The sequence below is a fragment of the Gracilimonas mengyeensis genome (assembly GCF_900182705.1).
GTDB classification, from domain to species: domain Bacteria; phylum Bacteroidota; class Rhodothermia; order Balneolales; family Balneolaceae; genus Gracilimonas; species Gracilimonas mengyeensis.
Window position 1 is genome coordinate 177,941 of the sequence record NZ_FXTP01000009.1, and the last position, 23,189, is coordinate 201,129.

A 23,189-nucleotide genomic window follows, 5' to 3' on the forward strand; every position below is an offset into this window, starting at 1 on the left:
TTTGCGGTTCAGAATAAAGACATGGAAAAATTGACAAAACGTCCCCGCCTTAGCTTTTGGGAAATCTGGAACATGAGTTTCGGATTCCTGGGCATACAGTTTGGCTTTGCGCTGCAAAATGCCAACGTGAGCCGGATTTTTGAAACCCTCGGCGCCAATGTGGACGACATCCCCATACTCTGGATTGCCGCTCCACTCACCGGACTGGTGGTGCAGCCCATCATCGGCTATTTCAGTGACCGCACGTGGACCCGTTTGGGAAGAAGGCGTCCGTATTTCTTGTTTGGGGCGATAGCAGCCTCTATTGCGCTGGTCATCATGCCAAACTCGCCGGTACTCTGGATTGCAGCGGGCATGCTGTGGATTATGGATGCCTCCATTAATATTTCCATGGAGCCTTTCCGCGCCTTTGTGGGGGACATGTTGCCCTCCGAACAACGCACCAAAGGTTTTGCCATGCAGAGCTTTTTTATTGGCACCGGGGCCGTGGTGGCCTCTGCTTTGCCGTGGATAATGACCAACTGGTTTGGCGTGGCAAATACGGCACCTGAGGGCATTATTCCGCCTTCCGTGCGATGGTCGTTTTACCTGGGGGCCGTGGCTTTTATCGGGGCGGTAGCGTGGACTGTTTTCAAGTCTAAAGAATATTCTCCCGAACAGCTTAAAGCTTTTGAGGAAGCCGAAAAGGAAGAAATTGAGGATAAAAATGCCCTTCGGGAAGTGCCTATTGAAGCCGGGGATGGGCAGAAAAAAATCACCCTTGGGATCGTATTTGCGCTGATTGGAGCTTTCACCACCTGGATGACTTATGAGTATGCGCTCGATAAGGAAGTGTATGTGGCAACCGGTGGTTTAACAGTGGTTGGTTTGGTGATGATGATAGCCGGTATACTGCAAAAAAGCGGTAAAACCGAGCATGGTTTGGTAGTGGTGATGCACGATTTTATCCACATGCCCAAGACCATGAAGCAGCTGGCGATTGTACAGTTTTTCTCCTGGTTTGCCTTGTTTGCCATGTGGATTTACACCACGGCCGGCGTAACTGCTCATATCTATGGAACCAGTGATACCACCTCAGCCCTCTACAACCAGGGAGCGGATTGGGTAGGCGTAATGTTTGGCGTATACAACGGGGTGGCAGCTATTGTGGCCTTCGGATTAGCGCCTATGGCTAAGCTGTTGAGCCGAAAATGGGTGCATGCCTTGTCCCTGATCCTGGGTGGACTTGGACTGATTTCCATTTACTTTTTCTCCAATCCATACATGCTTATTATTTCCATGATCGGGGTTGGTATTGCCTGGGCCTCTATTTTAGCGATGCCCTATGCCATTCTGGCCGGTTCTATTCCTTCCCAGAAAATGGGCTTGTACATGGGCATATTCAATTTCTTTATCGTGCTTCCCCAGTTGATTGCAGCTACTGTGTTGGGTTATGTAACCCGGACCTTTTTTGAAGGTCATGCGGTATACGCCCTAATGTTAGGAGGCGCGGTACTCATTATTGCCGCTGCTACCATGTATTTTGTAGATGATGTAGACGAAACTTCGGACTAATATGAATTGGCCTCCTGAGCATTACCAGGCCAGCTATTGACCGGGTTGCAACAAATGCGTAAATTTGTTGCAACCCATCAAAAAGAAGAGAACATCATGGGTAAAAAAGACAAAAATAAAAAAGACATTGTCTGGTTTGGGATGAAGCTGACGCCCGAAGAGAAAGCCAAGATCAAGCTGCTGGCTGAGCGGAAAGGAGTATCTCAAAAAGAAGCCATCATGAACCTGGTGAATGAAGAAGTGGTGGAGTATAAAATCGAACCTACGCCTGGTTCTTTGTTGGATAGAGCAAAGCACTTAGTTGGCTCAGTTGAAGGGCCTGGGGATCTTTCAACAAATCCTAAATATATGGAAGATTTTGGCAAAGACAGTCTTAGTTGATACGGGTCCACTTGTAGCATTAATTGATCGGCGCGATTCCAGGCATGCCTGGGCGAGTGCCAAGATGGATACTTTCACATCGCCAATGATTACTTGTACTGCTGTCATTGTAGAGGCCGCTTTTCTTTTAAAAAGGACTTATAATGGATTGGAAAACCTCCTTTCCTTCATTGATGAAGGAATTGTAGAAGTGCAAAATCCATATCCGAAGAAAAAGGAAACCATTCACAGAAGCATTCTGAAATATCAGAATATTTCAGGTTCTATCGCTGACTTGTGTTTAGTTGTGATGGCGGAGGAATTTCCAAGTTGCGAAATCTTCACCATCGACTCTGACTTTCTTATCTATAAAGATTCTGATGGTAATCCTCTTCCATTGATTTCCCCTTACAAATCTTAATTAAGGTTTATGAAACGCTTTTTAATTCACTCTTTACTCTTACTTATAGTGGGAAGTATGTTTTCCTGCACCACTCAAGAATCTCAAAAGACTGAAGAGGGTTATCATGCACCGGAGTGGGCAAAAGGGATTGTTTGGTACCAAATATTCCCGGAGCGTTTCAGGGATGGGGATCCCACGAATCAGCCGGACCGGGAACGGGCGCGGGGGCCGGAAGGCTGGCATCCCACCGAATGGACGCAGGATTGGTACAAGCGCGATGCATGGGAAACCGATCACACCGATGATTTTTATGCCATCGTTCGGGAGCGCAGGTACGGCGGTGATTTGCAGGGAGTGATCGATAAGCTGGATTACCTGGCGGATTTGGGCGTGGGTGCCATTTATTTCAATCCGGTGTTTGATGCGCAATCTATGCATAAATATGATGCTTCCTATTATCACCATATTGATCGTAATTTTGGTCCGGATCCCCAGGGCGATGTGATACAGTTTGAGGCTGAAGATCTGGGAAATCCTGAAAGCTGGGAATGGACCTCGGCAGACTCGCTTTTTCTCGAACTGATTGAAGAAGCTCATGCCCGTAATCTCAAGGTGATAATAGACGGTGTTTGGAATCACACGGGCACAGAGTTTTGGGCATTTCAGGGTTTGATGGAGAACCAGCAGGAGTCGCCCTACAAAGATTGGTACATCGTTACCGAATTCGATGATCCTGATACGCCCGAAAACGAATTTGATTATGAAGGCTGGTGGGGCTTCAAAGGCTTGCCGGTTTTTAGGGAAAAAGACAGCACGCTGGTGCAACCAATTCGGGAACACATTTTTGCGGTTACGCGCCGATGGATGGATCCCAATGGAGACGGCGATCCTTCCGATGGCGTGGACGGCTGGCGGCTTGATGTTGCGGAAGAAGTGGGCAAAGGCTTTTGGAAGGAGTGGCATGGGTTGGTGCGAGAATTGAATCCCGAAGCCATTACCGTGGCAGAAATCTGGACGGATAAAGCCAAGGAATTCATTAACGAGGAGATGTTTACATCCGTGATGAACTACCGTTTTGCCTATGCTGCAAAGGATTTTCTGATTGATGACAAAATTGATACGGAAGAGTTTGTACGCCGGCTGGAACAGGTACAAGAAGATTACCCGGAGGGAGCCGGTCATGTATTGCAAAATCTCATGGACAGCCATGACACGGCACGCCTAGCTTCCTTTACGGTGAATCAGGGCGTGGAGTACGAAGGCGAAAGTCATCCGCGCGATGGTTTTTTGATACGGAAACCCAATGAAGAAGAACGTCAGTTGCAGAAGCTTGTGGCACTGTTCCAGTTTAGCTGGCAAGGTGCCCCGATGTTGTACTATGGAACCGAAGCGGGTATGTGGGGGCCCGATGATCCCGACGACCGCAAGCCGATGGTATGGGAAGACATGAATTACGAGCCGGAAACCCATCACCCCTTTGGAGAAGAGCGACCGGTGGACGACAACAATTTCGACTCCGAACTCTATAGCTACTACCAAAAGCTGGCCCAAATCCGAAATACCCAGCCGGCCTTGCAAAAAGGAGAGACAGATATTGTGTTCCATGATCCCGAACGTAAAATGGTGATGTTTAGCCGGCAGTATAAAGAGCAAACGGTTTGGGTGATTTTAAACCGGTCGGAGCAGGTTCAGGAGCTTGACGTGACCCAATGGACCAATCAGCAAGAAATAAAGGATGTATTTTCCGGTGCTACTTTGGTAGCTTCACAGGTGCAGGTTCCTGCGATAAACGGACTCATTTTGAAGTAGAATCTTCTCTATCTTTAGTCAAAAAATATGCGCCTTAAACAAGAGCAGTTTGTGCCTTTTATGGTCGTGGTGGCTATTATCACCATGGCGGTAATTGTTTTTTCTTCCTTCAATTTTAACCGAAAGCAGCATACCCGATTTCGGGAGAACATCGCTAAGTCAGATTCGCTGAATATCATGCCGATGGGGATAGTGGGTACTGAGGATTCTACGCGTGTGACAGATTATGCAGGTCAGCATGTATTACTTGTGTTCTGGGCCAGCTGGTCGGATAAATCAACGGCTATGCTCGACGAAATTGAGTTGCTTCAGGCTGAAAGAGATTCACTTGCCGTGCTGGCAGCTTTGGTTAAAGATGCGGAAGAATCGCTGGCTAATGGTAGGCGTTATCCCAATTTTATCTATACGGATGGCGCGCATTTATACAATCACCTTAAAGTACCCGGTTTTCCAAGCTATATTTTATTTGATGAAAACTCGGAGCCTCTGACAAGCAATATCGGCTATGAAAAAGGCGTGGGCTACGATTCATTGAAGGTGTATTTAGAATGATTAAGCAAAAACAAACCTCCAAGGTTTTCAACTATTTAATTTATTTCGAATATCCCTGTTTTAAACCTTGGAGGTTTTAACCATTGAAAAAATCACCAAAAATAATTCTTAACGGAGAGCTGATAGCCGAATCAGAGGCAAAAGTATCACCCCTTAACCGGGGCATGATGTACGGCGACGGTTGCTTTGAAACCCTGCGGGCGTATGCCGGTCAATTCTTGCGATGGGAAGCACATTACGCCCGCTTGGAAGCCGGGATGAATTATTTGGGTATGAACCTGCCGTTTGATTCAGCGGGGCTTAAATCAAAAATATCAGAGCTTTTACGGGAGAACCAACTGTTTGTATCAGATGCCATGGTACGCCTGCAGTGCTGGCGGGAAGGAGGTCGCGGGTATGCCCCTGATTCTAGACAGTCTTCCTGGATGGTGCAAGTTTCAGAAGCAAATAAAATGTATCCGCCATCGAAACTTATAACCGCCAAAACCCGGTGCATTCCATCCGAGGCACTGGAGCGTAGATATAAGCTTAGTAATGGTTTGAATTATATAAAAGCGACCCAGGAAGCCCAGCAGGTTGAGGCGGATGACGCCTTGATGTTGACGATGCAGGATAAAATAAGTGAAACGACCAGCGCCAATATTTTTTGGGTGAAAGACGGGACCTTATTTACGCCGGATGTGTCTTGCGACTTGCTGCCGGGAGTAACCCGAAAAATGGTACTGGATGTGGCGGAGAAATTAGGGATTCCATTAGAAACCGGTGCTTTCGGGTTGATGTCGGTACAAAATGCAGAGGCTATGTTTTGTACCAATTCCCTGGTTGAAATAAGAGAGGTAAGCTCGTTGGATGGTATAGAGTTTACTCCCCAGCATATGATGGTAAAAGAAATTAAGGCCGGCTTTGAACAGCTGAAGGAAGAGGAATTGCAGGCATGAGTCGGTTTACAACCATTGATGATGTGTGGGCTTTTTTGGATGCCATCCCGATGTTTCAGAAGAAGGGAGCGGCTGCGGCTAATTTCTCTCTGGATAACATTCGTGAATTTTGTGCCCGATTGGGAGATCCCCAAAATACATATCCAACGATTCATGTGGCGGGCACCAATGGGAAAGGAACCACATGCCATCTTTTGGAAAAGATGTATGGGGATGCCGGTTATAAAACGGGCTTGTTTACCTCTCCGCATTTATTACGCTATAACGAACGGGTGCGGGTGGCCGGCGAAGAAATCAGCGACGGTCAGTTGGTCCGGTTTTTTCAAAGGGCAGAGCCATTATTCGATGAAATTCGCCTGAGCTACTTTGAGATTAGTACCGCACTGGCTTTCTGGTATTTTGCAGAAGAGAAAGTGGACATTGCCATTATTGAAACAGGTTTGGGCGGGCGACTGGATTCCACCAATATCATCAAGCCCGAAGTATCGGTGATTACCAGCGTGGGACTGGATCATCAAAGTATTTTGGGGGATACCCTGCCGGAGATTGCCCGCGAAAAGGCTGGTATTATCAAAAATGGGAAACCGGTGGTCGTGGGAAATGTGGAAGGAGCGGCTCTGAAAGAAATCAAAAAAGTAGCAGAACAGCATAAAAGCGAACTTTATTTAGCTACTGAATTACACCCAAGATGGACGGATGGCGTAGTTGAGTTCAGTGCCGGAAGTGAAAATTATAAGGTGCAAACCAAGCTATTAGAAAAGGTAAACAGGTGGAATATTGCCGTGGCGTGGTTGGTGGCTGAGGTGCTGGATTCCCACTATCCTTTAGAAAAAAAGCAGCGTCTGAAAAGCATAGCAGACTTTAGCGGGGCCCCGGGACGTTTCGAGAAATTGCACCCGGATTTCGATTGGTACTTCAGCGGCTCGCACAACGCACAGGCGCTGGAAGCCTCTTTGGAGGCCATTGAAGGGATTAAACCACGCAAAGAAGCTGTGTTGGTGTTTTCGGTGATGCAGGATAAATGGAACCCTGAAATGGCTGATTATTTTAGCGGCTTTAAGGAAAGCTGGTTTGCCGAACAGGAAGGCGATCGGGCCATGAAATGGAAGGAAATTAAGGCACTGATGCCCGTAAAAAGAATGGATGAAGCGAATGCTGGAATAATTTTAAAGGAATTGCAGACAGAGTTAGTAATTTTTATGGGAAGTTTTTACTTTTATCCCACAGTTAAGCGGTGGATCACAAATCATCAACACTAAGCACCGCACGTTTTTATCCTTACCTGATTGAATATCCTTTTTCGCTGCCAATAAGTTGTAGCATGATGTTCACCCCAAACTTCAGTAAGAATCATATATTCATAACAGCCATATTTTATGTCAGATAATGAAACCGCCGGACTAACGGCCGGGGAGTTAGAATCCTTAGAGGGGAAAAAGCTTCACGAATTACAGAAACTTGCGAAATCGATCGGAATCAGCAGAGTAACCGGTATTCGCAAAGCCCAGCTCATTGAAGAAATTAGAAAAAAAGCTTCAGAGCAGGATCTTTTTGACCAAGCCGAAGATAAAGATAAAGACGACGAGGCAGACGACCGCCAAAAAAATGATTCGGCCCAGAAAGATGAAGAGCTGAAAAACTATGGCGGCCAAAGCCATATCGTGTCGTATAATAAGAAGGAAGAAAAGGACGACAAGAAGAAATCTAATAAAAAGCGTCCGCACAGCAACAAACGCAAAGGGCATGAGCACAATAAGCTGCCCGAGTCGGATGCACCCACGCTTCAGGAACGTATTGAGGAGCTGGAACCTGATTTAGGACCGTACTTGTTTAATGAGGGTACGCTGGAAATTCTGCCCGATGGCTATGGTTTTCTCCGTTCGGTGAACTACAATTACAAAGCCAGCCCGGATGATATTTATGTGTCGCCTTCGCAGATTAAGCGATTCCGTTTAAAACAAGGTGACTGTGTGATTGGTGTGATTCGTCCCCCAAAAGTGGGAGAGCGGTATTTTGCCCTGCTTCGTATTGAAGGCGTAAACGGTCGTATTCCGCACGACATGGATAATCGCCAGGATTTTGAAGATCTGCTGCCAATCCACCCCGATCAGCGTTACCGCCTGGAGTATGATGCTAAGGAACACACAACGCGTTTAATCGATCTTTTTGCCCCAGTTGGAAAAGGGCAGCGTGGTTTGATTGTAGCTCAGCCCAAGACCGGTAAAACCACCATTCTGCGGAATATTGCTAATGCCGTTTCTGCCAACTCTCCTGATACCAAGATTTTGATTGTGTTGATTGACGAGCGTCCGGAAGAAGTGACCGAGATGGAACGTACGGTAGAAGGCGCCGAAGTTGTGGCTTCTACTTTTGACGAGAAACCTGAAAACCATATTGGTCTGGCTGAGATTGTATTTGAAAAGGCTAAACGCCTGGTAGAAAGTGGCCATGATGTTCTCCTGCTGATGGATTCCATTACTCGTCTGGCGCGTGCTTATAACGTAGTGGCTTCCAATAAAGGCCGTACCATGACTGGTGGGGTTGATTCCGAAGCGTTAAAAGCTCCACGCCAACTGTTTAGTTCAGCCCGAAACATCGAGAACGGCGGCTCGCTTACTATTCTTGCTACCGCCCTGATTGATACCGGCTCACGCATGGATGATGTGATTTTTGAGGAATTCAAGGGAACCGGTAACATGGAAATTTACCTGGACCGTCGCATTTCAGAACGTCGTGTATATCCGGCTATCGACATATTCCGTAGCGGAACCCGTCGCGAAGAACTGCTGGTGGATGAGGCTGAGCGTGAAAAAGTAGTATTGCTTCGACGTTATCTCACCAACATGAGTCCCTACGAAGCCATGGACTTCCTGCTTGATAAAATCAAAGGAACCAAGAATAACGAGGATTTCCTTATTTCGATGAACAAGTAGGGGTGAGGTTTTAGTTGTTAATTTTGAGGTGTTAGTTTTTAGTTGGTGCCTTGAGCTTTAACTGTGATACTTGTGATGGAATTGATAGGCTGAGATAGTTCTAATAAAATATTCATCACAGTAAATCATGGTAATCATCCCTATCAGGATTAACCGAGGAACGAAATAACCAAGTTTCTGGCTTCTATACCTGTGAATTGATCACTGGTCACTGATAACTGCACATCGCTCACTGTACATGAACAAGTTCCTCTTTCAAAGAAGCTGGCTTTGGTTTGTCGTTTTTTTCGGCTTCGCCCTGATCGCTTTTTGGCCCAGTTATTATGCGGATGTGACGGCATCCATGCCGGCTGGAACGCATCTTCATGGTATCGCCATGACGCTTTGGTGCCTGATGCTCATCGGGCAGGCGTATCTGATCCGCGCCAAGCGAAGGGACATTCACAAAATCGTGGCAAGGCTTCTTATCTGCTGGTGCCATTTATCATCTTATCTACGTTGAACCTTACTCATCTAAGCCTGAAAGACAACGAGCCCTATACTGCTGTTGTCTTTTCTGATTTGGCTTTGATGATTAATGCCACGGTGCTTTTTGGGATTATTTATGGAATAGCTATCTATTATCGTAAAGACCCGCTCACCCATGCCCGGTACATGTTTTGTACCATCTTCCCGATGTTTACCCCCATTACCGACCGCCTCATCTATCGAAATATTCGTCCGTTAGTCGAAGCGGCTCCTACCATTGACGGAAGTCCTATAGTCCCCTTCTGGGGATTTTTGTTGGCTCTAATTTTAGTTGGAGGCTTAGCTTTCTGGGATTGGAAATCCAATAAACGAACAGATGTATTCCCGGCTATTCTGGGGATGCTGGTGTTGTATCATATTTCCGTATTCACTTTTCACATGATCCCAGCCTGGCGAGCTTTTGGTGAGTGGTTTTTGGGTTTGTCTATTTGATAACCTGAACTAAAGTGTATTTACCTCGTTCCGCTGCTCTGCTGCGGAATGCGGTATAGAGGCTCTGCCTCATACTATGCATACCAAAACACTCCTGTACAGAGCAGCCAATGAAAGGCATACTTACACAAATTAACCTTGGAATAAAGTGATCGGAATAACTCCCCTATCTCCCTGATAATTAATTGCTGATGAAAGTCGCCAATGAGCCGGATTTTCTACAAAACCAGCATTTACCGGATTCAAGTGGATGTATTGCATCTTTTGATTAAACATCTTTGAAGAGAATATTTGTTTGGGATGAAGCCCTTCCTGCCAAACTTGGTGATCACTGTCCCGATGGTTTTTGAGTTTATTTGAATCGAGTTGCCTCAATATGCTTTTGGAATCCTTTTCCAGAAGATAATCGACAATTGTTCTTCCTGTGAATGATTTGAATGCACGAAGTTTGCCAGACAACTCTTTATCCTCTGCAATCAAGTGCAAATGATTTGGCATGATGACGTATCCATATAAACTTACCCCATTTTCATTTTGTAGATAGCATAATGCATCCAGAATTATCTTCGATATGAAGGGATTCATGAATAGTGGAAGACCTCCTACTGTGGAGCTTGTAATAAAATAAGGATAATAGTTTTGGTGAAATTTGTAGCGGCTTCGTCCCATACTTCGTGGCTTTTATATTAGTTAGAGCTGTTTGAGAGTCATTCCTCACAAAATTTTTTTCATCTTCCGTTATTCATAGATTGAGGCGGAGCCTCAATGGGGCATTCCGCAGCAGAGCAGCGGAACGAGAATGGCTGGTAAATGAATTCACCAAATGATCTGTTGATACATGTAGTGGTTGAAAGATTGAACATTTTTCAATCCCAATATTATTACATCACTAGATTTTTAAATATTAGTATCAAAAAATTATTATGAAATACAATGTATTAGGAAACACCGGACTGGTAGTATCAGAACTTTGCTTTGGTACCATGACTTTTGGCGGAGAAGGAATGTGGGAAGCCATCGGGCAGCAAAAGCAGGAACAGGCTGATGAACTCATTAAGAAAGCCGTGGATTCGGGCATTAATTTTATTGACACCGCCAATGTCTATTCTTTCGGTCAATCCGAGGCCATTTTGGGCAACAGCATCAAAAACCTGGAACTGAACCGGGATGAACTTGTGATAGCCTCTAAGGTACGCGGGGCGATGGGAGACGATCCCAACAATCAGGGACTTTCGCGCTTTCACATTTTTAACTCCGTAAATAAGAGCCTGGAACGGCTGCAGTTAGATCATCTGGATATACTGTATGTACACGGGGTTGACTCGGTCACGCCAATCCGTGAAATCATGCGCAGCCTGAATGATATCGTTGAATCCGGCAAGGTGAGATATATTGGCGTTTGCAACTGGCCGGCCTGGATGGTGATGAAAGCGCAAGGCATTGCACGGCAAGAAGGCTGGCACGAATTTAAGGCCATGCAGTATTTTTACTCCCTTTCTGGCCGTGATGCCGAGGATGCACTCATCCCGCTAAGCCAATCCGAAGAATTAGGCTTTATGCCGTGGAGTCCGCTGGCCGGTGGATTTCTGTCTGGTAAGTACACCCGCGATAAGCAGGAAGCCGGAGACGGATCTCGACGCGATGAATTCGACTTTCCGCCCATCGACAAAGAACAGGCCTATGATATTGTAGAAGTGATGGAAGGCATTGCCGAAGATCACGATGCGTCAGTGGCTGAAGTAGCCTTGGCTTGGGTACGTCTCAAAGAAGGTGTCACCAGCACTATTATCGGGGCCAAAAACATGAAGCAACTGACTTCCAACATCAACTCTGCCGATGTTGATTTAACAGCAGAGGAGATGGAGCAGTTGGATGAAGTGTCGGCCACGCTCGACCGCTATCCCTTCTGGATGGTAGACTTCCAGGATACAGACCGTACCGAGCCATCTGAAGAGTAACTTCTTACGGCTTTTAGACATCATTACAAAAAATCCCGTTTGGCGAGATGCCGGGCGGGATTTTTTATTCATTATGGCAGGTTTTAAACCTGCACTTTAGCTTTCGAAAAGATCAAATCGCGGAAATTATCGAGTTATTTACCTCGTTCCGTTGCTCTGCTGCGGAATGCCCCATTGAGGCTCTGCCTCATTCTATGAGTAAATGAAGGCGAAATATTTTGTAAGGAATGACTCTCAAACAGCTCTAACTATCTAAAAGCCACGAACTATGGGACGAAGCCGCTACAAATTTCACCAAAACTATTACCCTTATTTTATTACAAGCTCCATAATAGGAGGTCTTCCACTATTCATGAATCCCTTCATATCGAAGATAGTTCTGGATGCATTATGCTATCTACAAACCGAGAATAGGGTAAGTTTATATGGATACGTGATCATGCCAAATCATTTGCATATAATTGCAGAAGATGAAGAATTATCAGGGAAACTCCGTGCATTCAAATCATTTACGGGAAGAACAATTGTCGATTATCTTCTGGAAAAGAATTCCAAAAGCATATTGAGGCAACTCAGATCAAAGAAACTCAAAAACCATCGGGACAGTGATTACCAAGTTTGGCAGGAAGGGCTTCATCCCAAGCAAATTTTTTCTTCTAAAATGATGACACAAAAGATGCAATACATCCATTTGAATCCGGTAAATGTAGGCTTTGTAGAAAATCCAACTCATTGGCGACTTTCATCAGCGATTAATTATCAGGGAGGAATGGGGGTTATTCCCATTACGCTTTTCCCTGGTTAATTTGTATGAGGCGGAGCCTCAGTAGGGCATTCCGCAGCGGAGCGGCGGAACGAGGGCAAAATTATAAATCTAAAAAAGAATGACCGAAACATATCCAGCTTTACCCCGTGTAGAGCGGCATCTTTTAGCTTAACAAAACAAATATGAAAGCCGCTGTCCATTACACCTATGGAGATGAAAAGGTCCTTCAGTTTGAAGACCTGCCAAATTTATTGCCCGCCGAAAACGAACTGTTGATAAAAGTAGTCGCAGTTACCGTAAACCGAACCGATTGCGCCTACCTTACTGGCAAGCCGGTCATCATGCATTGAGTAGCGGGGATGGGGAAGCCAAGAAATCCCATCACCGGCTCTGACTTTGCTGGCATTGTGGAATCGGTAGGAAATGAGGTGAGCCAGTTCAAGCCCGGAGATCGCGTTATGGGGTTGAATACCGATCAGCTTTCTTCGCATTGCGAATATATTGTTATTGGGGAGGATGAAGCGGTGGTCAAAATACCAGATGAGCTTTCCTTTTCAGTTGCAGCGGCTTCCCTGGAAGGCGCCCATTACGCCTATAACTTCATCAAGCGGATTCCTGACTTGCCTGGAAAAAAGGTGCTGGTAAACGGGGCAACCGGCGCTATTGGTTCGGCTGGACTGCAATTCCTCAAGTATCACGGGGCTTTGGTTACGGCTGTTTGCAGGGCTGAACATGAAGACATTGTTCGAGATATGGGAGTCGATGCGGTGATTGCCTATGACCGTGTAGATTTCACCCAAACCGACTCGAAGTTTGATGTGGTTTTTGATGCGGTAGGAAAGAGCACCTTTGGTAAATGCCGGAGAGTACTCACCCAACAAGGATTGTATATTTCTTCAGAATTAGGCCCCAAAGTTCAGAATCCGCTGTTGGCATTGATCACTCCATTGGGCAAGGGACAACAAGTGAAATTCCCGGTGCCAACGGACACAAAAAGAAGTCTAAATTATATCATGGATCGGTTAAAGGATGGCTCGTTCAAGCCGCTTATCGATCGTGAATATGCTTTTGATGATATCAGGGAGGCCTATCGCTACGTGTTGCAGGGAGAGAAAGTGGGCAATGTGATACTAAATTTCCAAGCCTGAGGTCTATTTCAGCTTTCTTCCCAACAGCATATCCATGAAACGCTGCCGTACCTGTGGATTGGCATCACGGTACGTACCAAAGTCAACATGTTGGGCGGGGCGGGTGGTATCAATTTTGATGCCCCAAAGGGGAGAGAGGGTGGTTGGGAGCATGGAGTAGCGTCCGTCGCCAAGTACGTTTTCATAATCGGGATGTTTGATCAGAATACTACCGGAGAGCTCCGAAAATCGCTGGATGTCGTTGTATAAAGTAATGCCCTTATATTCGCTGAATTCCTCTTGCCAGTTCAGAAGCTTTGTTCTTTCCCCTTCATAGATGATGGAGTCAGAGAAAGGTGCCAACCGAACCCCTGAGGCATGCAAGGTGTCATCGGCTACATACCGAATGCCCCACACGATTTGATTGGCGATGGTTGGTTTAGCCACGAGCTCTTGGATTTCATGGTTTTTATTATTCGCTATTCGTTGAGCTATTTCTACAGCTTTTTGCTTTTGAGTAAATCCAAAGATCAGGTACAACATGGCCCAAGCTAGAGCTAACCAGGAATAGATTTTTTCTTTTTTGTAGAAGGATATTCCCGCTAACAGAATGACCCCAAGTGTGAAAAGGGGATCAAATACCGAGATGATATCCAGTGAGTAACGTGTATCTGTGAAGGGCCAAAAAAGCTGTACGCCGTAGCTGGTGAAATAATCCATGAGTCCTGCCGTGGCATAACCGGCCAAACTGTAGAGGTAGGTTTGTGGAAAACTGAGATATTTTTTCACCAACCAATAGCACAGCAGCGAAGCCACCAAGGCTCCAACCGGAATGAAAAACAGGGAATGGGTAAACTGCCGGTGCATTTCCAGGTTAAGCAGTGGGTCGGAGGCGCTGGAAATAAACACATCCACATCCGCCAGCATAGCCGAGGCCAATCCCACCAAGGCCGCAGCCCGAAACGAGTTTTTCTTTGCAAAAGATTGTGATGCGGTAGCACCAATAAGTCCGTGGGTGACGGGGTCCATGGGTTAGTATCAGTTTTTGGGAATGACAAGACAAATGAAAGATAAGGAAATAGAAAGGCTCATCCATTCCAATAAAAGTTCGATAAAGTTTTATTCAGCCGATTTATATGAACGTGTTTATTGAACTTTTCTGGAATTATATGCCGATAACTTGAACATATTTATGATATTGTGGGCTGAATGATATACATTTATGGAAGATGAAATGTTCATCAATAATATGTTAGGTGGATCGACTAGGTATAGCTATTTTATGAAATGGAAAACTAAATGGGTACTTGATGAATCAACATCTCCTCAGACTGGTGGTCAGGGACATGTAAGAAGAGTGCGTAGAAAATCTGATGGAGTTCTTGGGGCTCTCAAAATTCTTCACCAAAATCATTCAAAAAATTCTGAGAGACGACAAAGAATGGTAAGAGAAGTAAGTTCACTGGAACAACTGGCGGGTTCAGGAATTCCTAAAGTTTTAGATCATAATATTGAGGATGCTTCCAACAAGTCAGTTGAAATGTATCTTGTCATGGAATGGATTGATGGTAATACATTGCAGAATATTGCTGGAGGTAAACCACAAAAAATAGATTATTCATTAAATATTGTTCGTAGGCTAGCTGAGATAGTCATTAGGTGTCACAGTAATGGAATATTACACCGTGATATAAAGCCTAACAATATTATTATTGATAATGAGTCGTCAATATATCTTGTTGATTTTGGATTATCCTATTTTAATGATCCAGATGACGAGCTTTCGACTATAGGTAGACAAGAATTAGGAAATAGATTTTTGCGTTTACCAGAATTAGGCGCAGGACAATCAAAAAGAGATCCAAGATCAGATATAACTTTTATTGTTGGCATCTTATTTTTCCTTTTAACTGGTATGGCTCCTAATTCATTAATTGATGAAGAAAACCGACCACCACACAAGAAGCCTAGCTTTTTTGTTCCTACTAATACTAAAAAGGACCATCGATGGAAACGAGTGCTATCAATCTTTGATGTTGGTTTTGTAGTGCCTATCGATTTTAGGTTTCAGGATGCATCTAAATTAATAAAGTATATTGATGAAGCGATATCCTATTCACCTGAAAATGAAACGTCACAACCATCATACCTTACTGAACTTGATGAATTAGAAGCACTTCGTAAGAGTATAGATGCTACTATTGATGAAGTTGAGCAATCATTGATCGATTCTCTTAATCTACTTACAACTTCGATTAAAAGTCTTTGTCTTTTACACAATTTTCAGCCAGTACACCCTAGTTCTAAGATTATTAAACCAGGAAAAGAAGCCAAGGTGTTATGGAAAGTTTGTCGGAGTGATAGTACAGAACCATATGTCTTTGTCGGCCTATATGCTTTACTAGAGGGAGAAAATCGTTCTATGGTATCGATACGACTTCAAACAGAATCTCATGAAAAGGTTGTTCCTACAAAAGAAGTTTTTTACAATGGACCTTCAGCTGATTTAAGACGGTTAAAAGAAGAAGTGAATAAAAACGCTGAAAAAATTTTTGCTTTGGCAATCCGATTGCTAAGAACAAAGATTGAAAAACAAATTTCTTAAAAAATAATCCACCTAACAAGGCGCATCAACTGGGGACGCGGACGAAGCTTCGGTTTCCAGGATTGCTTGTGTTAAAATTTTAACCGTTAATTAACTCATAATCCCCGCGCCCGTTATGCGCAGAGTCGTTATATCTATTCAACTAAATTCTATCAATATATTTGAGTGATTATGCTAAAACTTTATGGAACAAATCTTCCCGAGCAAATAACAAAAGTCATAATTGGTGGTAAGTGTCCTCATTGTAAAGATAGTTCACGATTCTCTTTAAGATCCAAACCAATGGGAAATGAGTTAAAAAGGGATGGTATTGCCGAAATTATTTCTAGCTACAGTTGTGATGCATGTTTAAGGATCATTCCGATTTATTGGGATATTGATGGTTGGACTGGCCAAAATGTACCTGTTGTCAATAATCCTGAAATGATTATGACTGTGAAGGAAGATTTTGACTTTGAAAATGTTCCGGATTCAATTAAATCTGAAATTGATGAAGCATTAGATTGTCTCTCTGTGAACGCATATCATGGATTTGCTGCACTTTGTAGAAGATCGGTCCAAGCTATTTGCGATAATTTAGGTGCAGACGGTTCAACTAAGGTGCAAAATCAAATAACTGAATTGCTTGAGATGATGGGATTAGACAAAGAATGGGAAGATATGGCAAAACAGATAATGTTAACTGGTCACGATGGTGCTCATCCACAATTACCTGAAGTAAACCTGAAAAGAGCATCAGTTTTGATATCCTTATTACAGGATCTCACTTATCAACTATATACTAGACCCGGAAAAATCAAGGAAGCAGCAAAACTAAGGAAAGAAGCAATCCAAAAAGGAAAATAGGTATAACAATGCGTTTCAAATCGGACGCGGACGGGGTGCGATGAAACTTGTTTGCAAGCAATTAATTTTGCTACTTCAAATAACTCATAATCACCGCGCCGTTTAACGCCGGGTCGTTACCTCCCTCTCCCCACAACAAATGATACTTGACTAAGTTAACATAATTGTTAACATTTCTTTTGTGAAAGAAATTAAGTTTTATAAAACTCAATGAGGCAAAATTCCGGTTAAGGATTTTTTGGACTCATTGCCATCCAAGCATGCCCAAAAGGTCACTTGGGTACTGGAGTTAGTGGAAAAATTAGACCAGGTTCCGGTTCAATATTTCAAGAAGCTCAAAAGTACCGATGATATTTGGGAAGTCAGAGCAAGGATTGGTTCAAACAGTTTTCGTTTACTGGGTTTTATAGATAATGATGAGTTCGTGGTATTAACGAATGGATTTTCAAAGAAATCACAGAAAACATCTAAACAGGAAATCGAATTGGCCGAGCAACGAAAAGCTGATTACCTATCTCGAAAAGGAGGAATATAACATGAGTGATCTTCAAGCCTATATCAGTGAAAGAAAGAAATCAGACCCTGAATTTGCGGAAGGATATGAAGAAGGATTTCATAATTTTAAAATTGGGGTGCTTCTGAAACAAGCCCGGGAGAATGCTGGTCTTACTCAGGATGAAGTGGCCAAAAAGTTGAATACAAAAAAGACCGCTGTTTCCCGAATTGAAAATCATGCGGAGGATATTCGCCTGTCCACCCTTGAGAAGTATGCCAAAGCGTTTGGAAAAAAACTAAGAATTGAACTTGTAGATTGAAGGAAGTAAACGTTTTAACGTGGACTTTGCCGCCATTTGCCGTTTATAATTTGGTGGTTAAAAGAAATTCCCGGTTATTTATTCGGGCTAAGCTCTACGGCTCCTGGGTGTAGTCGTTCCGCTGCCCCGCTGCGGAATGCCCTCCTGAGGCTCTGCGTCAACCTTTAAACCCTTAGTGGTTATGTGCAAAAAGCTTCATATTATATCCTAAAAAAGGGGGGATACATACTATGATTAAAACCATCGAACAGGCATATCAATTTGTCAAAAAAGTGAAGATTTGTACCATCTTCGAAAGTGATAAAGTGGAGTATCCCTCGCTTTGGGAACAGGTTGATTTTCCTGACAAACAACTGGGAGAAAAAGGATGGGGAGAGAAGATGACGGCTGTGTGGACATGGAAAACGCAGCTTCCCGCTCAGTATCCAAACGAAATATTCTACGGTAAAATTAAAGGCGGTGTGGCGGCACTCATGGAAATGAATTATTTGACCCATGATCACTTTCCCCAAGCCCATAAAGATATTCAAACCCACGATCAACTTGCACAGCATATCTACAGCAAAGTTGTGATCGAGCCTTGGGATACCACCTCCCTGCGAAAGGCGACTATACAGGAGGTTGGCTGTACCAAGAGTCAGTTTGATACGGCTTTAAAGAACCTTCAGATCACGATGAACATTGCCCGGTTAAATGATGCTCAAATCGAACGGGATACCTGGGTCTCATTCAAGGAACAATACCTCGATATTTGGAAGAAGTATGAAAACCGATAAGCATCTTTTGGTAAACAAATGCGGAACAGAGAACAAAATAAACGCTATACAGCAGTGTTGGCTGAATCACGCGCAATTCGTGGTTTGAGGTAAAGCTCGGATCGGGCAACCATTACCAGCTTTTGGGTGGTTAGCAGGCGGATCTGACTTTATATGTTTAGCTTTTTTTGTGCTATACTTACATGCTTATTAATCATTTCATACATACCGTGAGGGTAGATGTTTATTATAAAGTATTATTTACTGGGGGCGGTGGCAGCTGTGCTGCTTGCCTTGTCAATTGATCAATGGTTCATTAGTGGCTTGTTATTGTGGACAGCCGCATCGCTGTTTTTAGTGTGTTGGGCATATTATTATGATATACCCACCATTTTTCGAAAAACAGAGAATGGACAAATTGCTCGCTGGATTCGCTGGGCCTTTATCCCTTTTTTATTCGGGGCGAAGCTGTACAATCTCTGGGTCCGCCGAAATGATACGGTACCGCCCATCCAGAAAATTGGCCCTGGTTTGTTTTTATCACGTCGCCTGCTTCCCAATGATGTGGAGGAGCTTAAGGCCAATGATATCACGTGCATTGTGGATGTTACCGCTGAATTTGCAGGGCTGGAAGGCGCCATCAACAGCGGGGATTTTCACTATCTCACTATCCCCGTATTAGATCATAAGACGCCGTCCCTGGATAAATTGCGTCATGCTTTGAACTGGATTGATGCCCATCGATCCCTGGGGCGTACCGTGGTGGTCCATTGTGCCTTAGGCCGGGGACGTTCCGTATTTGTGATGGCGGCTTACTTGCTGATGAAGGATGCCTCCTTAAGTGTTCGGGATGCTCTGAAAGACATTAACGATATTCGCGCGACTGCGAATCTCAATAAATCACAGTTAAGAACCCTGGAACGTATTCATCAGGATCAACAACTGGTGCCGGAAGACCAGACCTGGATGATTATCAACCCGGTTTCAGGTGGAGGTAAGTGGGAACAATTTGAATCCGAACTTCTGCGCGAACTCAGTAAAAAATACCGACTGAAGGTGCTTTTGACGACGGAATCCATTTCTGCAGCCCGGCATGCACAAGAGGCGATAAGCAAGGGTGCTAAGTATATTATTGCCGGAGGCGGCGATGGCACTTTAACAGAGGTGGCGGGTGAACTTGTGGATACCGATATACCCTTGGGCATGGTGCCGCTGGGGACCGCTAATTCCCTTTGTCATGCTATGTATGGGATTGAATCTAAAGTTTCGCCGGTAGAAAGTGCATGTGCTGCGATTTGCGACGGGGAGCCTAAGAAGATGGACACAGCATACTGTAACGATCAGCTACTATTGATGGCGCTGGGCATAGGCCTTGAACAACAGATGGTTGAGCACGCGAATCGTGAAGAGAAAAATAAGCAAGGGCAGTGGGCTTATCTGGATGGGTTTTTTGATGCGATGGTCTCAGAAGAAACGCAAATACTCCAGGTCAGTTTTGATGGGAAATCCCCGGAAAAGCTGGACGTGCACAGTTTCGTGATTGCCAATGCGGCCCCTTTTAGCACCTTGCTGGCCCAGGGTGGGGAGGAGCCAAAAGTCAATGATCATAAGTTACATGTTACGTACCTGGAGAAGTCTGCTTCCGTTGGGGAGCGTTTGTTTGCTTTATCGGACCTGGCCATGTCGGGTTTAGGCCTAAAAGAAAAGGCAAGTATGTTTAAATATGCCCAAGCCAAGAAACTGGAGATTACCAGCGATGAACCTATTGAGTACGTAGTGGATGGCGAAAACTATACGGCGGAGTCGTTATCTCTGCAGATTAACCCATCGTCCCTGTGGGTGTTTATGCCACCAAAGTAGTGGAATGAATATCGAACAAGGAACATTGAATATCGAACACTGAAGTAATTTTGAATGATGAATAGAACGCGAATGACACGGATTGGGAGATTCTCGCGGAGCGGACAGATGTTAGGTATGGCTCTGAAAAACCCCGAAAGGGGTTAAACATGAATAGCCTGGGGTGAATGGTGAAATGAGAAAGAACCTCTGCCCGGATGTTTTCTATGTACGTTAGGTAATCGGGCGGCGGGCAGTTTTGTATTAAACGGTGATAGCTGTGATGATTTGTTGATGAACCATGATGGTAAGGCGACAATGAGCAATATCTTATACATCAACCAAATAACAGTTAAACACAGGAAGCTCGATCTTCTCAGCATGCATTATCAAGCCAGAGTTTGGTATGAGGGCAAACTTTTCTTTAGTACACTTTGTAATTATCATGGTATTTAGGCAAGTCTTTACGGACTACTACGAAATATTTACCCAAAGACAATCAGCTCTTCTATTTGATGTTACCCCTTATTTCATCATTTTAGCCGGTAATTAAACGGTTATATTTAATATGAAGTGTAAGAATTGCGGTACGCCTGGTGAGGGAAATTATTGCAGTAACTGTGGTCAGCGTACTGACACCGGAAAGCTCTCCTTGCCGGTAGTATTGCAGGATCTGTCCAGCAACATATTTCAAGTCGAAAGAGGATTTTTCTATACAGTAAAATCACTTTTTGTACGGCCCGGAAATATGATCCATGAATATTTGGAAGGGAAGAGGAAGCCATACTTTCGCCCGTTTTCCTATATAATTTTTTTCTCTACCTTTTATTTCCTGGTTACCAAGATAGTGGGCGAAAGTACCTGGCTGGATGATTTCCTGACTGGCTTTTCACATGGAGGATCCCACTCAGAAAGAGCCACAGAAATTGTATCAATGCTGGATTGGTTTGCAAAGAATTATGCGTACACTACCTTGCTTCTGCTTCCTGTATTTTCTGTGGCTTCCCGAATCTCATTTTTAAAATCAGGCAGGAATTATGCAGAGCACCTTGTTCTCAATAGCTACATAACCGGTCAGCAGGCTATCTTCTACTCCTTCTTTGTCTTTTTGAGTTACCTGGTGGAGTTTGAATACATGGAGTTTTTTGCCTTTGGGTTATCTATGGGTTATCTATGGGTTATACCCTATGGGTATTTTATCGATTTTTTAAGGAAGGAAGTCGCCTATTGATTATCCTGCGCTCTATAGCAACTTATCTCATCTATCTGATGCTCTGCATCGCTATTATGTTTGTTGTTGCTGGTATTTCAAGGCTCTAAAGAACTTGGTGTTTGTTTAGATTTATTCCTTTCTCAATACATACTGCTCCGCTAACTCTCCCGTAATGCGCTGGCCCTCCATATCCAGTTTGGCCAAATAGTTTTCTCCCAGAAAATATTGATTAGGTGCTTCTTGGTTGTTTAGGGTGATGACCTGCCCGTTATCATCCCAACTAAACGTACCGACATTTTTTACGGTATTGGGTTTGGCTTCATCACGGTAATGCGTGGTGAGCTGGTAGGTGCCATCTTCATTCAACACAAGCGTGGTTTGGATGCCGGGGCAGGAAGCGCAAGGCAAAGTTCCGCTGTAGGTGCCCGACCAATCCAGGGCATTCTGGCTGGTATGTGCCAAATCAGGGGATGGATTTGTTCTGGTCTTTTCAGGATTGCATGCCGCACCAATAAGAAGGAGAACAGTAAAATATAAGGCGGCGCTTTTAAGAGGAATCATATGATAAAAGGAAGCTGAAATTAGTATGAAACAAAAATGCTTAACATACTGTTAGAAAAACAGATAGCAAAGATAACGTGAAAAATTAAATCAACAGAGCTTATTATGGATTTGAAGAATAAAACCCGCAAGGAACTGGAAACTAAAATTGAAGATCTGGAAAGACTCATCAACAAGAAAGGAATTGGATCCGGTTATTTGTCCAGAGCAGAACGGTTGCAGCGTGATTTAAATCTTGCCGTGATCCTTGGAGGATCTGCTGCACTGCTTGGAGCCGCAGCTTGGACGATTTACAAATTCCGGGACGAGTAAGTAATAACTTATTACCAGAGTCTTCCAATTTGAAGAGTGAAGGCCATACCTATAAAAGATCGTTCTTGGTTGAGGTTGGCAAAATAATGCCAACCGAAGCCGACTTGGCGATTTGAGCGCCAAGACACATTGAATTCGAGAGGCAATCCAGGCGTGAGAGGTATGTTTTCGTCAGGTTCTCCGGAAAATAACCCGCCTTTTCTATATACGCCTCCAATCATTCCGAAACCAGCAGAGGCTGAAAGGTGAAATGTTTGGCTGGTGGTGGCCCATCCATATAAAATACCGAGGTCCCATATATTGTCACCGTTGTAATTAAATAATTCTGTACTTGTGGTTCCACGAACGGAGAAAATGTGGTGATCTATTTGTCGGGATGCCCCGCCTATTAGTGTTACTCCACCGGTGCCAAAGCCAAGGCCTGTATTAACCCAACCGGCTGAATGAGTTGGCTCAGAAGAATTCTGTGCGAAGACCAAACCGGGTGAAAGTAATAGTGACATTACCAATAAAATCCTGACCATGCTGTATCTTGACTAAAAGTCTTAAGGAAGACTATTCAATTAAATTTTCTCTCCCCGGAATCTAGGTATTTCCATTCAATCAGGAAAAAATAAATGTGGAATGGTTGGAAGTTATTCTCCAAAAAAGTTCTATATCCTGAATCCAAAAGATGCTCAATGTGAGTTTGATATAAAGCTTGAGAGGCTTAATTAGTTAAAACGGTCAGACGGACTTGAAGCCGTCAGGTACTGTGTTAAAAATCAAGAGAAACTTCTATTTTATGTCTTCAAAGAACATCATGATGCCTTTGCATGTGATGTATCTACAGTAGCCTTGCCTTTGGCAGGGCTACTTTTTTTATGGGTGGCTTGGTGGGCTT

Annotated in this window: 25 protein-coding genes; 21 read left to right on the plus strand and 4 right to left on the minus strand. The window is 44.1% G+C overall.

What is annotated here, in order from left to right; translation table 11 throughout:
• The first annotated feature begins 21 nt into the window (after positions 1–21).
• From FN815_RS11575 to FN815_RS11615, 9 genes are all read left to right on the plus strand, one after another.
• Positions 22–1,554, plus strand: a complete 1,533-nt coding sequence (locus tag FN815_RS11575; RefSeq protein WP_142454791.1) for an MFS transporter — start codon at positions 22–24, stop codon at positions 1,552–1,554.
• A gap of 96 nt (positions 1,555–1,650) precedes the next feature.
• Positions 1,651–1,935 (plus strand): hypothetical protein, encoded by a 285-nt coding sequence (locus FN815_RS11580; protein WP_142454792.1) that lies wholly within the window; start codon positions 1,651–1,653, stop codon positions 1,933–1,935.
• Entirely contained in the window at positions 1,913–2,335 is a 423-nt protein-coding gene (locus tag FN815_RS11585) for a type II toxin-antitoxin system VapC family toxin (RefSeq protein ID WP_185957274.1), read from the plus strand. Before FN815_RS11580 ends, FN815_RS11585 begins: the two co-directional genes overlap by 23 nt.
• Positions 2,336–2,344: 9 nt before the next feature.
• The gene (locus FN815_RS11590; RefSeq protein ID WP_142454794.1) at positions 2,345–4,126 is read left to right on the plus strand and encodes a glycoside hydrolase family 13 protein; all 1,782 of its coding nucleotides are present in this window, start codon (positions 2,345–2,347) and stop codon (positions 4,124–4,126) included.
• A 27-nt stretch (positions 4,127–4,153) separates the two neighbouring features.
• Entirely contained in the window at positions 4,154–4,678 is a 525-nt protein-coding gene (locus tag FN815_RS11595; protein WP_142454795.1) for a TlpA family protein disulfide reductase, read from the plus strand.
• Positions 4,679–4,761: 83 nt separating this feature from the next.
• Positions 4,762–5,616, plus strand: coding sequence for an aminotransferase class IV (locus FN815_RS11600; protein ID WP_142454796.1), 855 nt, complete (start codon positions 4,762–4,764; stop codon positions 5,614–5,616).
• Complete coding sequence (locus FN815_RS11605) at positions 5,613–6,875, plus strand: bifunctional folylpolyglutamate synthase/dihydrofolate synthase (RefSeq protein ID WP_142454797.1); 1,263 nt, start codon at positions 5,613–5,615, stop codon at positions 6,873–6,875. The genes FN815_RS11600 and FN815_RS11605 overlap by 4 nt, the downstream gene beginning before the upstream one ends.
• Positions 6,876–6,992: 117 nt before the next feature.
• Complete coding sequence (rho, locus tag FN815_RS11610; protein ID WP_142454798.1) at positions 6,993–8,549, plus strand: transcription termination factor Rho; 1,557 nt, start codon at positions 6,993–6,995, stop codon at positions 8,547–8,549.
• Positions 8,550–8,858: 309 nt separating this feature from the next.
• On the plus strand, positions 8,859–9,509 hold the full coding sequence (locus FN815_RS11615) for a hypothetical protein (protein ID WP_142454799.1): 651 nt from the start codon (positions 8,859–8,861) through the stop codon (positions 9,507–9,509).
• Between the two features lie 132 nt (positions 9,510–9,641).
• Here the strand turns inward: FN815_RS11615 and FN815_RS11620 are convergent, their stop codons facing one another.
• On the minus strand, positions 9,642–10,178 hold the full coding sequence (locus FN815_RS11620; RefSeq protein WP_142454800.1) for an REP-associated tyrosine transposase: 537 nt from the start codon (positions 10,176–10,178) through the stop codon (positions 9,642–9,644).
• 254 nt (positions 10,179–10,432) lie between these two features.
• Here FN815_RS11620 and FN815_RS11625 point away from each other — a divergent pair, with 254 nt between their 5' ends.
• The 4 genes from FN815_RS11625 (at position 10,433) to FN815_RS11635 (ending at position 13,381) form a co-directional block, all read left to right on the plus strand.
• The gene (locus FN815_RS11625) at positions 10,433–11,467 is read left to right on the plus strand and encodes an aldo/keto reductase (RefSeq protein ID WP_142454801.1); all 1,035 of its coding nucleotides are present in this window, start codon (positions 10,433–10,435) and stop codon (positions 11,465–11,467) included.
• 268 nt (positions 11,468–11,735) lie between these two features.
• Positions 11,736–12,272 carry an REP-associated tyrosine transposase gene (locus tag FN815_RS11630; protein WP_142454802.1) on the plus strand — a complete coding sequence of 179 codons (537 nt, stop codon included), beginning with the start codon at positions 11,736–11,738 and terminating at the stop codon, positions 12,270–12,272.
• A 143-nt stretch (positions 12,273–12,415) separates the two neighbouring features.
• Positions 12,416–12,583, plus strand: coding sequence for a hypothetical protein (locus tag FN815_RS19040; RefSeq protein WP_221930309.1), 168 nt, complete (start codon positions 12,416–12,418; stop codon positions 12,581–12,583).
• A 9-nt stretch (positions 12,584–12,592) separates the two neighbouring features.
• Complete coding sequence (locus FN815_RS11635; protein ID WP_221930310.1) at positions 12,593–13,381, plus strand: NAD(P)-dependent alcohol dehydrogenase; 789 nt, start codon at positions 12,593–12,595, stop codon at positions 13,379–13,381.
• Between the two features lie 3 nt (positions 13,382–13,384).
• Here the strand turns inward: FN815_RS11635 and FN815_RS11640 are convergent, their stop codons facing one another.
• Positions 13,385–14,389 (minus strand): metal-dependent hydrolase, encoded by a 1,005-nt coding sequence (locus FN815_RS11640; protein WP_142454803.1) that lies wholly within the window; start codon positions 14,387–14,389, stop codon positions 13,385–13,387.
• Between the two features lie 253 nt (positions 14,390–14,642).
• On the opposite strand from FN815_RS11640, the gene FN815_RS11645 reads away from it, so the two are divergent.
• From FN815_RS11645 to FN815_RS11675, 7 genes are all read left to right on the plus strand, one after another.
• Positions 14,643–15,965 (plus strand): serine/threonine protein kinase, encoded by a 1,323-nt coding sequence (locus FN815_RS11645; protein ID WP_185957275.1) that lies wholly within the window; start codon positions 14,643–14,645, stop codon positions 15,963–15,965.
• A 171-nt stretch (positions 15,966–16,136) separates the two neighbouring features.
• Complete coding sequence (locus FN815_RS11650) at positions 16,137–16,811, plus strand: DUF4145 domain-containing protein (protein ID WP_142454805.1); 675 nt, start codon at positions 16,137–16,139, stop codon at positions 16,809–16,811.
• A gap of 220 nt (positions 16,812–17,031) precedes the next feature.
• Entirely contained in the window at positions 17,032–17,346 is a 315-nt protein-coding gene (locus FN815_RS11655; RefSeq protein ID WP_342780484.1) for a type II toxin-antitoxin system RelE/ParE family toxin, read from the plus strand.
• Position 17,347: 1 nt separating this feature from the next.
• On the plus strand, positions 17,348–17,626 hold the full coding sequence (locus tag FN815_RS11660; protein WP_142454807.1) for a helix-turn-helix domain-containing protein: 279 nt from the start codon (positions 17,348–17,350) through the stop codon (positions 17,624–17,626).
• Between the two features lie 230 nt (positions 17,627–17,856).
• Positions 17,857–18,402 (plus strand): AlkZ-related protein, encoded by a 546-nt coding sequence (locus FN815_RS11665; RefSeq protein ID WP_142454808.1) that lies wholly within the window; start codon positions 17,857–17,859, stop codon positions 18,400–18,402.
• Between the two features lie 219 nt (positions 18,403–18,621).
• The gene (locus tag FN815_RS11670) at positions 18,622–20,241 is read left to right on the plus strand and encodes a diacylglycerol kinase family protein (protein ID WP_142454809.1); all 1,620 of its coding nucleotides are present in this window, start codon (positions 18,622–18,624) and stop codon (positions 20,239–20,241) included.
• 547 nt (positions 20,242–20,788) lie between these two features.
• Positions 20,789–21,451, plus strand: coding sequence for a DUF3667 domain-containing protein (locus FN815_RS11675; RefSeq protein ID WP_142454810.1), 663 nt, complete (start codon positions 20,789–20,791; stop codon positions 21,449–21,451).
• 111 nt (positions 21,452–21,562) lie between these two features.
• Here the strand turns inward: FN815_RS11675 and FN815_RS11680 are convergent, their stop codons facing one another.
• Positions 21,563–21,895 (minus strand): copper resistance protein NlpE, encoded by a 333-nt coding sequence (locus FN815_RS11680; protein ID WP_246075258.1) that lies wholly within the window; start codon positions 21,893–21,895, stop codon positions 21,563–21,565.
• 204 nt (positions 21,896–22,099) lie between these two features.
• On the opposite strand from FN815_RS11680, the gene FN815_RS11685 reads away from it, so the two are divergent.
• A complete protein-coding gene (locus tag FN815_RS11685) occupies positions 22,100–22,306 on the plus strand; it encodes a hypothetical protein (RefSeq protein WP_142454812.1) in 207 nt (68 codons plus the stop codon).
• 11 nt (positions 22,307–22,317) lie between these two features.
• On the opposite strand, the gene FN815_RS11690 is transcribed toward FN815_RS11685, so the two are convergent.
• Positions 22,318–22,809, minus strand: a complete 492-nt coding sequence (locus FN815_RS11690) for a hypothetical protein (RefSeq protein WP_142454813.1) — start codon at positions 22,807–22,809, stop codon at positions 22,318–22,320.
• Between the last annotated feature and the right edge of the window lie 380 nt (positions 22,810–23,189).

Excerpts from the sequence above, each read along its gene's own strand:
- FN815_RS11575 (WP_142454791.1), top strand. The coding sequence starts at position 22 with ATGGAAAAATTGACAAAACGTCCCCGCCTTAGCTTTTGGGAAATCTGG.
- FN815_RS11580 (WP_142454792.1), top strand. The coding sequence starts at position 1,651 with ATGGGTAAAAAAGACAAAAATAAAAAAGACATTGTCTGGTTTGGGATG.
- FN815_RS11590 (WP_142454794.1), top strand. The coding sequence starts at position 2,345 with ATGAAACGCTTTTTAATTCACTCTTTACTCTTACTTATAGTGGGAAGT.
- FN815_RS11595 (WP_142454795.1), top strand. The coding sequence starts at position 4,154 with ATGCGCCTTAAACAAGAGCAGTTTGTGCCTTTTATGGTCGTGGTGGCT.
- FN815_RS11605 (WP_142454797.1), top strand. The coding sequence starts at position 5,613 with ATGAGTCGGTTTACAACCATTGATGATGTGTGGGCTTTTTTGGATGCC.
- rho (WP_142454798.1), top strand. The coding sequence starts at position 6,993 with ATGTCAGATAATGAAACCGCCGGACTAACGGCCGGGGAGTTAGAATCC.
- FN815_RS11620 (WP_142454800.1), bottom strand. The coding sequence starts at position 10,178 with ATGGGACGAAGCCGCTACAAATTTCACCAAAACTATTATCCTTATTTT.
- FN815_RS11625 (WP_142454801.1), top strand. The coding sequence starts at position 10,433 with ATGAAATACAATGTATTAGGAAACACCGGACTGGTAGTATCAGAACTT.
- FN815_RS11630 (WP_142454802.1), top strand. The coding sequence starts at position 11,736 with ATGGGACGAAGCCGCTACAAATTTCACCAAAACTATTACCCTTATTTT.
- FN815_RS19040 (WP_221930309.1), top strand. The coding sequence starts at position 12,416 with ATGAAAGCCGCTGTCCATTACACCTATGGAGATGAAAAGGTCCTTCAG.
- FN815_RS11635 (WP_221930310.1), top strand. The coding sequence starts at position 12,593 with ATGGGGAAGCCAAGAAATCCCATCACCGGCTCTGACTTTGCTGGCATT.
- FN815_RS11640 (WP_142454803.1), bottom strand. The coding sequence starts at position 14,389 with ATGGACCCCGTCACCCACGGACTTATTGGTGCTACCGCATCACAATCT.
- FN815_RS11645 (WP_185957275.1), top strand. The coding sequence starts at position 14,643 with ATGAAATGGAAAACTAAATGGGTACTTGATGAATCAACATCTCCTCAG.
- FN815_RS11650 (WP_142454805.1), top strand. The coding sequence starts at position 16,137 with ATGCTAAAACTTTATGGAACAAATCTTCCCGAGCAAATAACAAAAGTC.
- FN815_RS11660 (WP_142454807.1), top strand. The coding sequence starts at position 17,348 with ATGAGTGATCTTCAAGCCTATATCAGTGAAAGAAAGAAATCAGACCCT.
- FN815_RS11665 (WP_142454808.1), top strand. The coding sequence starts at position 17,857 with ATGATTAAAACCATCGAACAGGCATATCAATTTGTCAAAAAAGTGAAG.
- FN815_RS11670 (WP_142454809.1), top strand. The coding sequence starts at position 18,622 with ATGTTTATTATAAAGTATTATTTACTGGGGGCGGTGGCAGCTGTGCTG.
- FN815_RS11675 (WP_142454810.1), top strand. The coding sequence starts at position 20,789 with ATGAAGTGTAAGAATTGCGGTACGCCTGGTGAGGGAAATTATTGCAGT.
- FN815_RS11685 (WP_142454812.1), top strand. The coding sequence starts at position 22,100 with ATGGATTTGAAGAATAAAACCCGCAAGGAACTGGAAACTAAAATTGAA.
- FN815_RS11690 (WP_142454813.1), bottom strand. The coding sequence starts at position 22,809 with ATGTCACTATTACTTTCACCCGGTTTGGTCTTCGCACAGAATTCTTCT.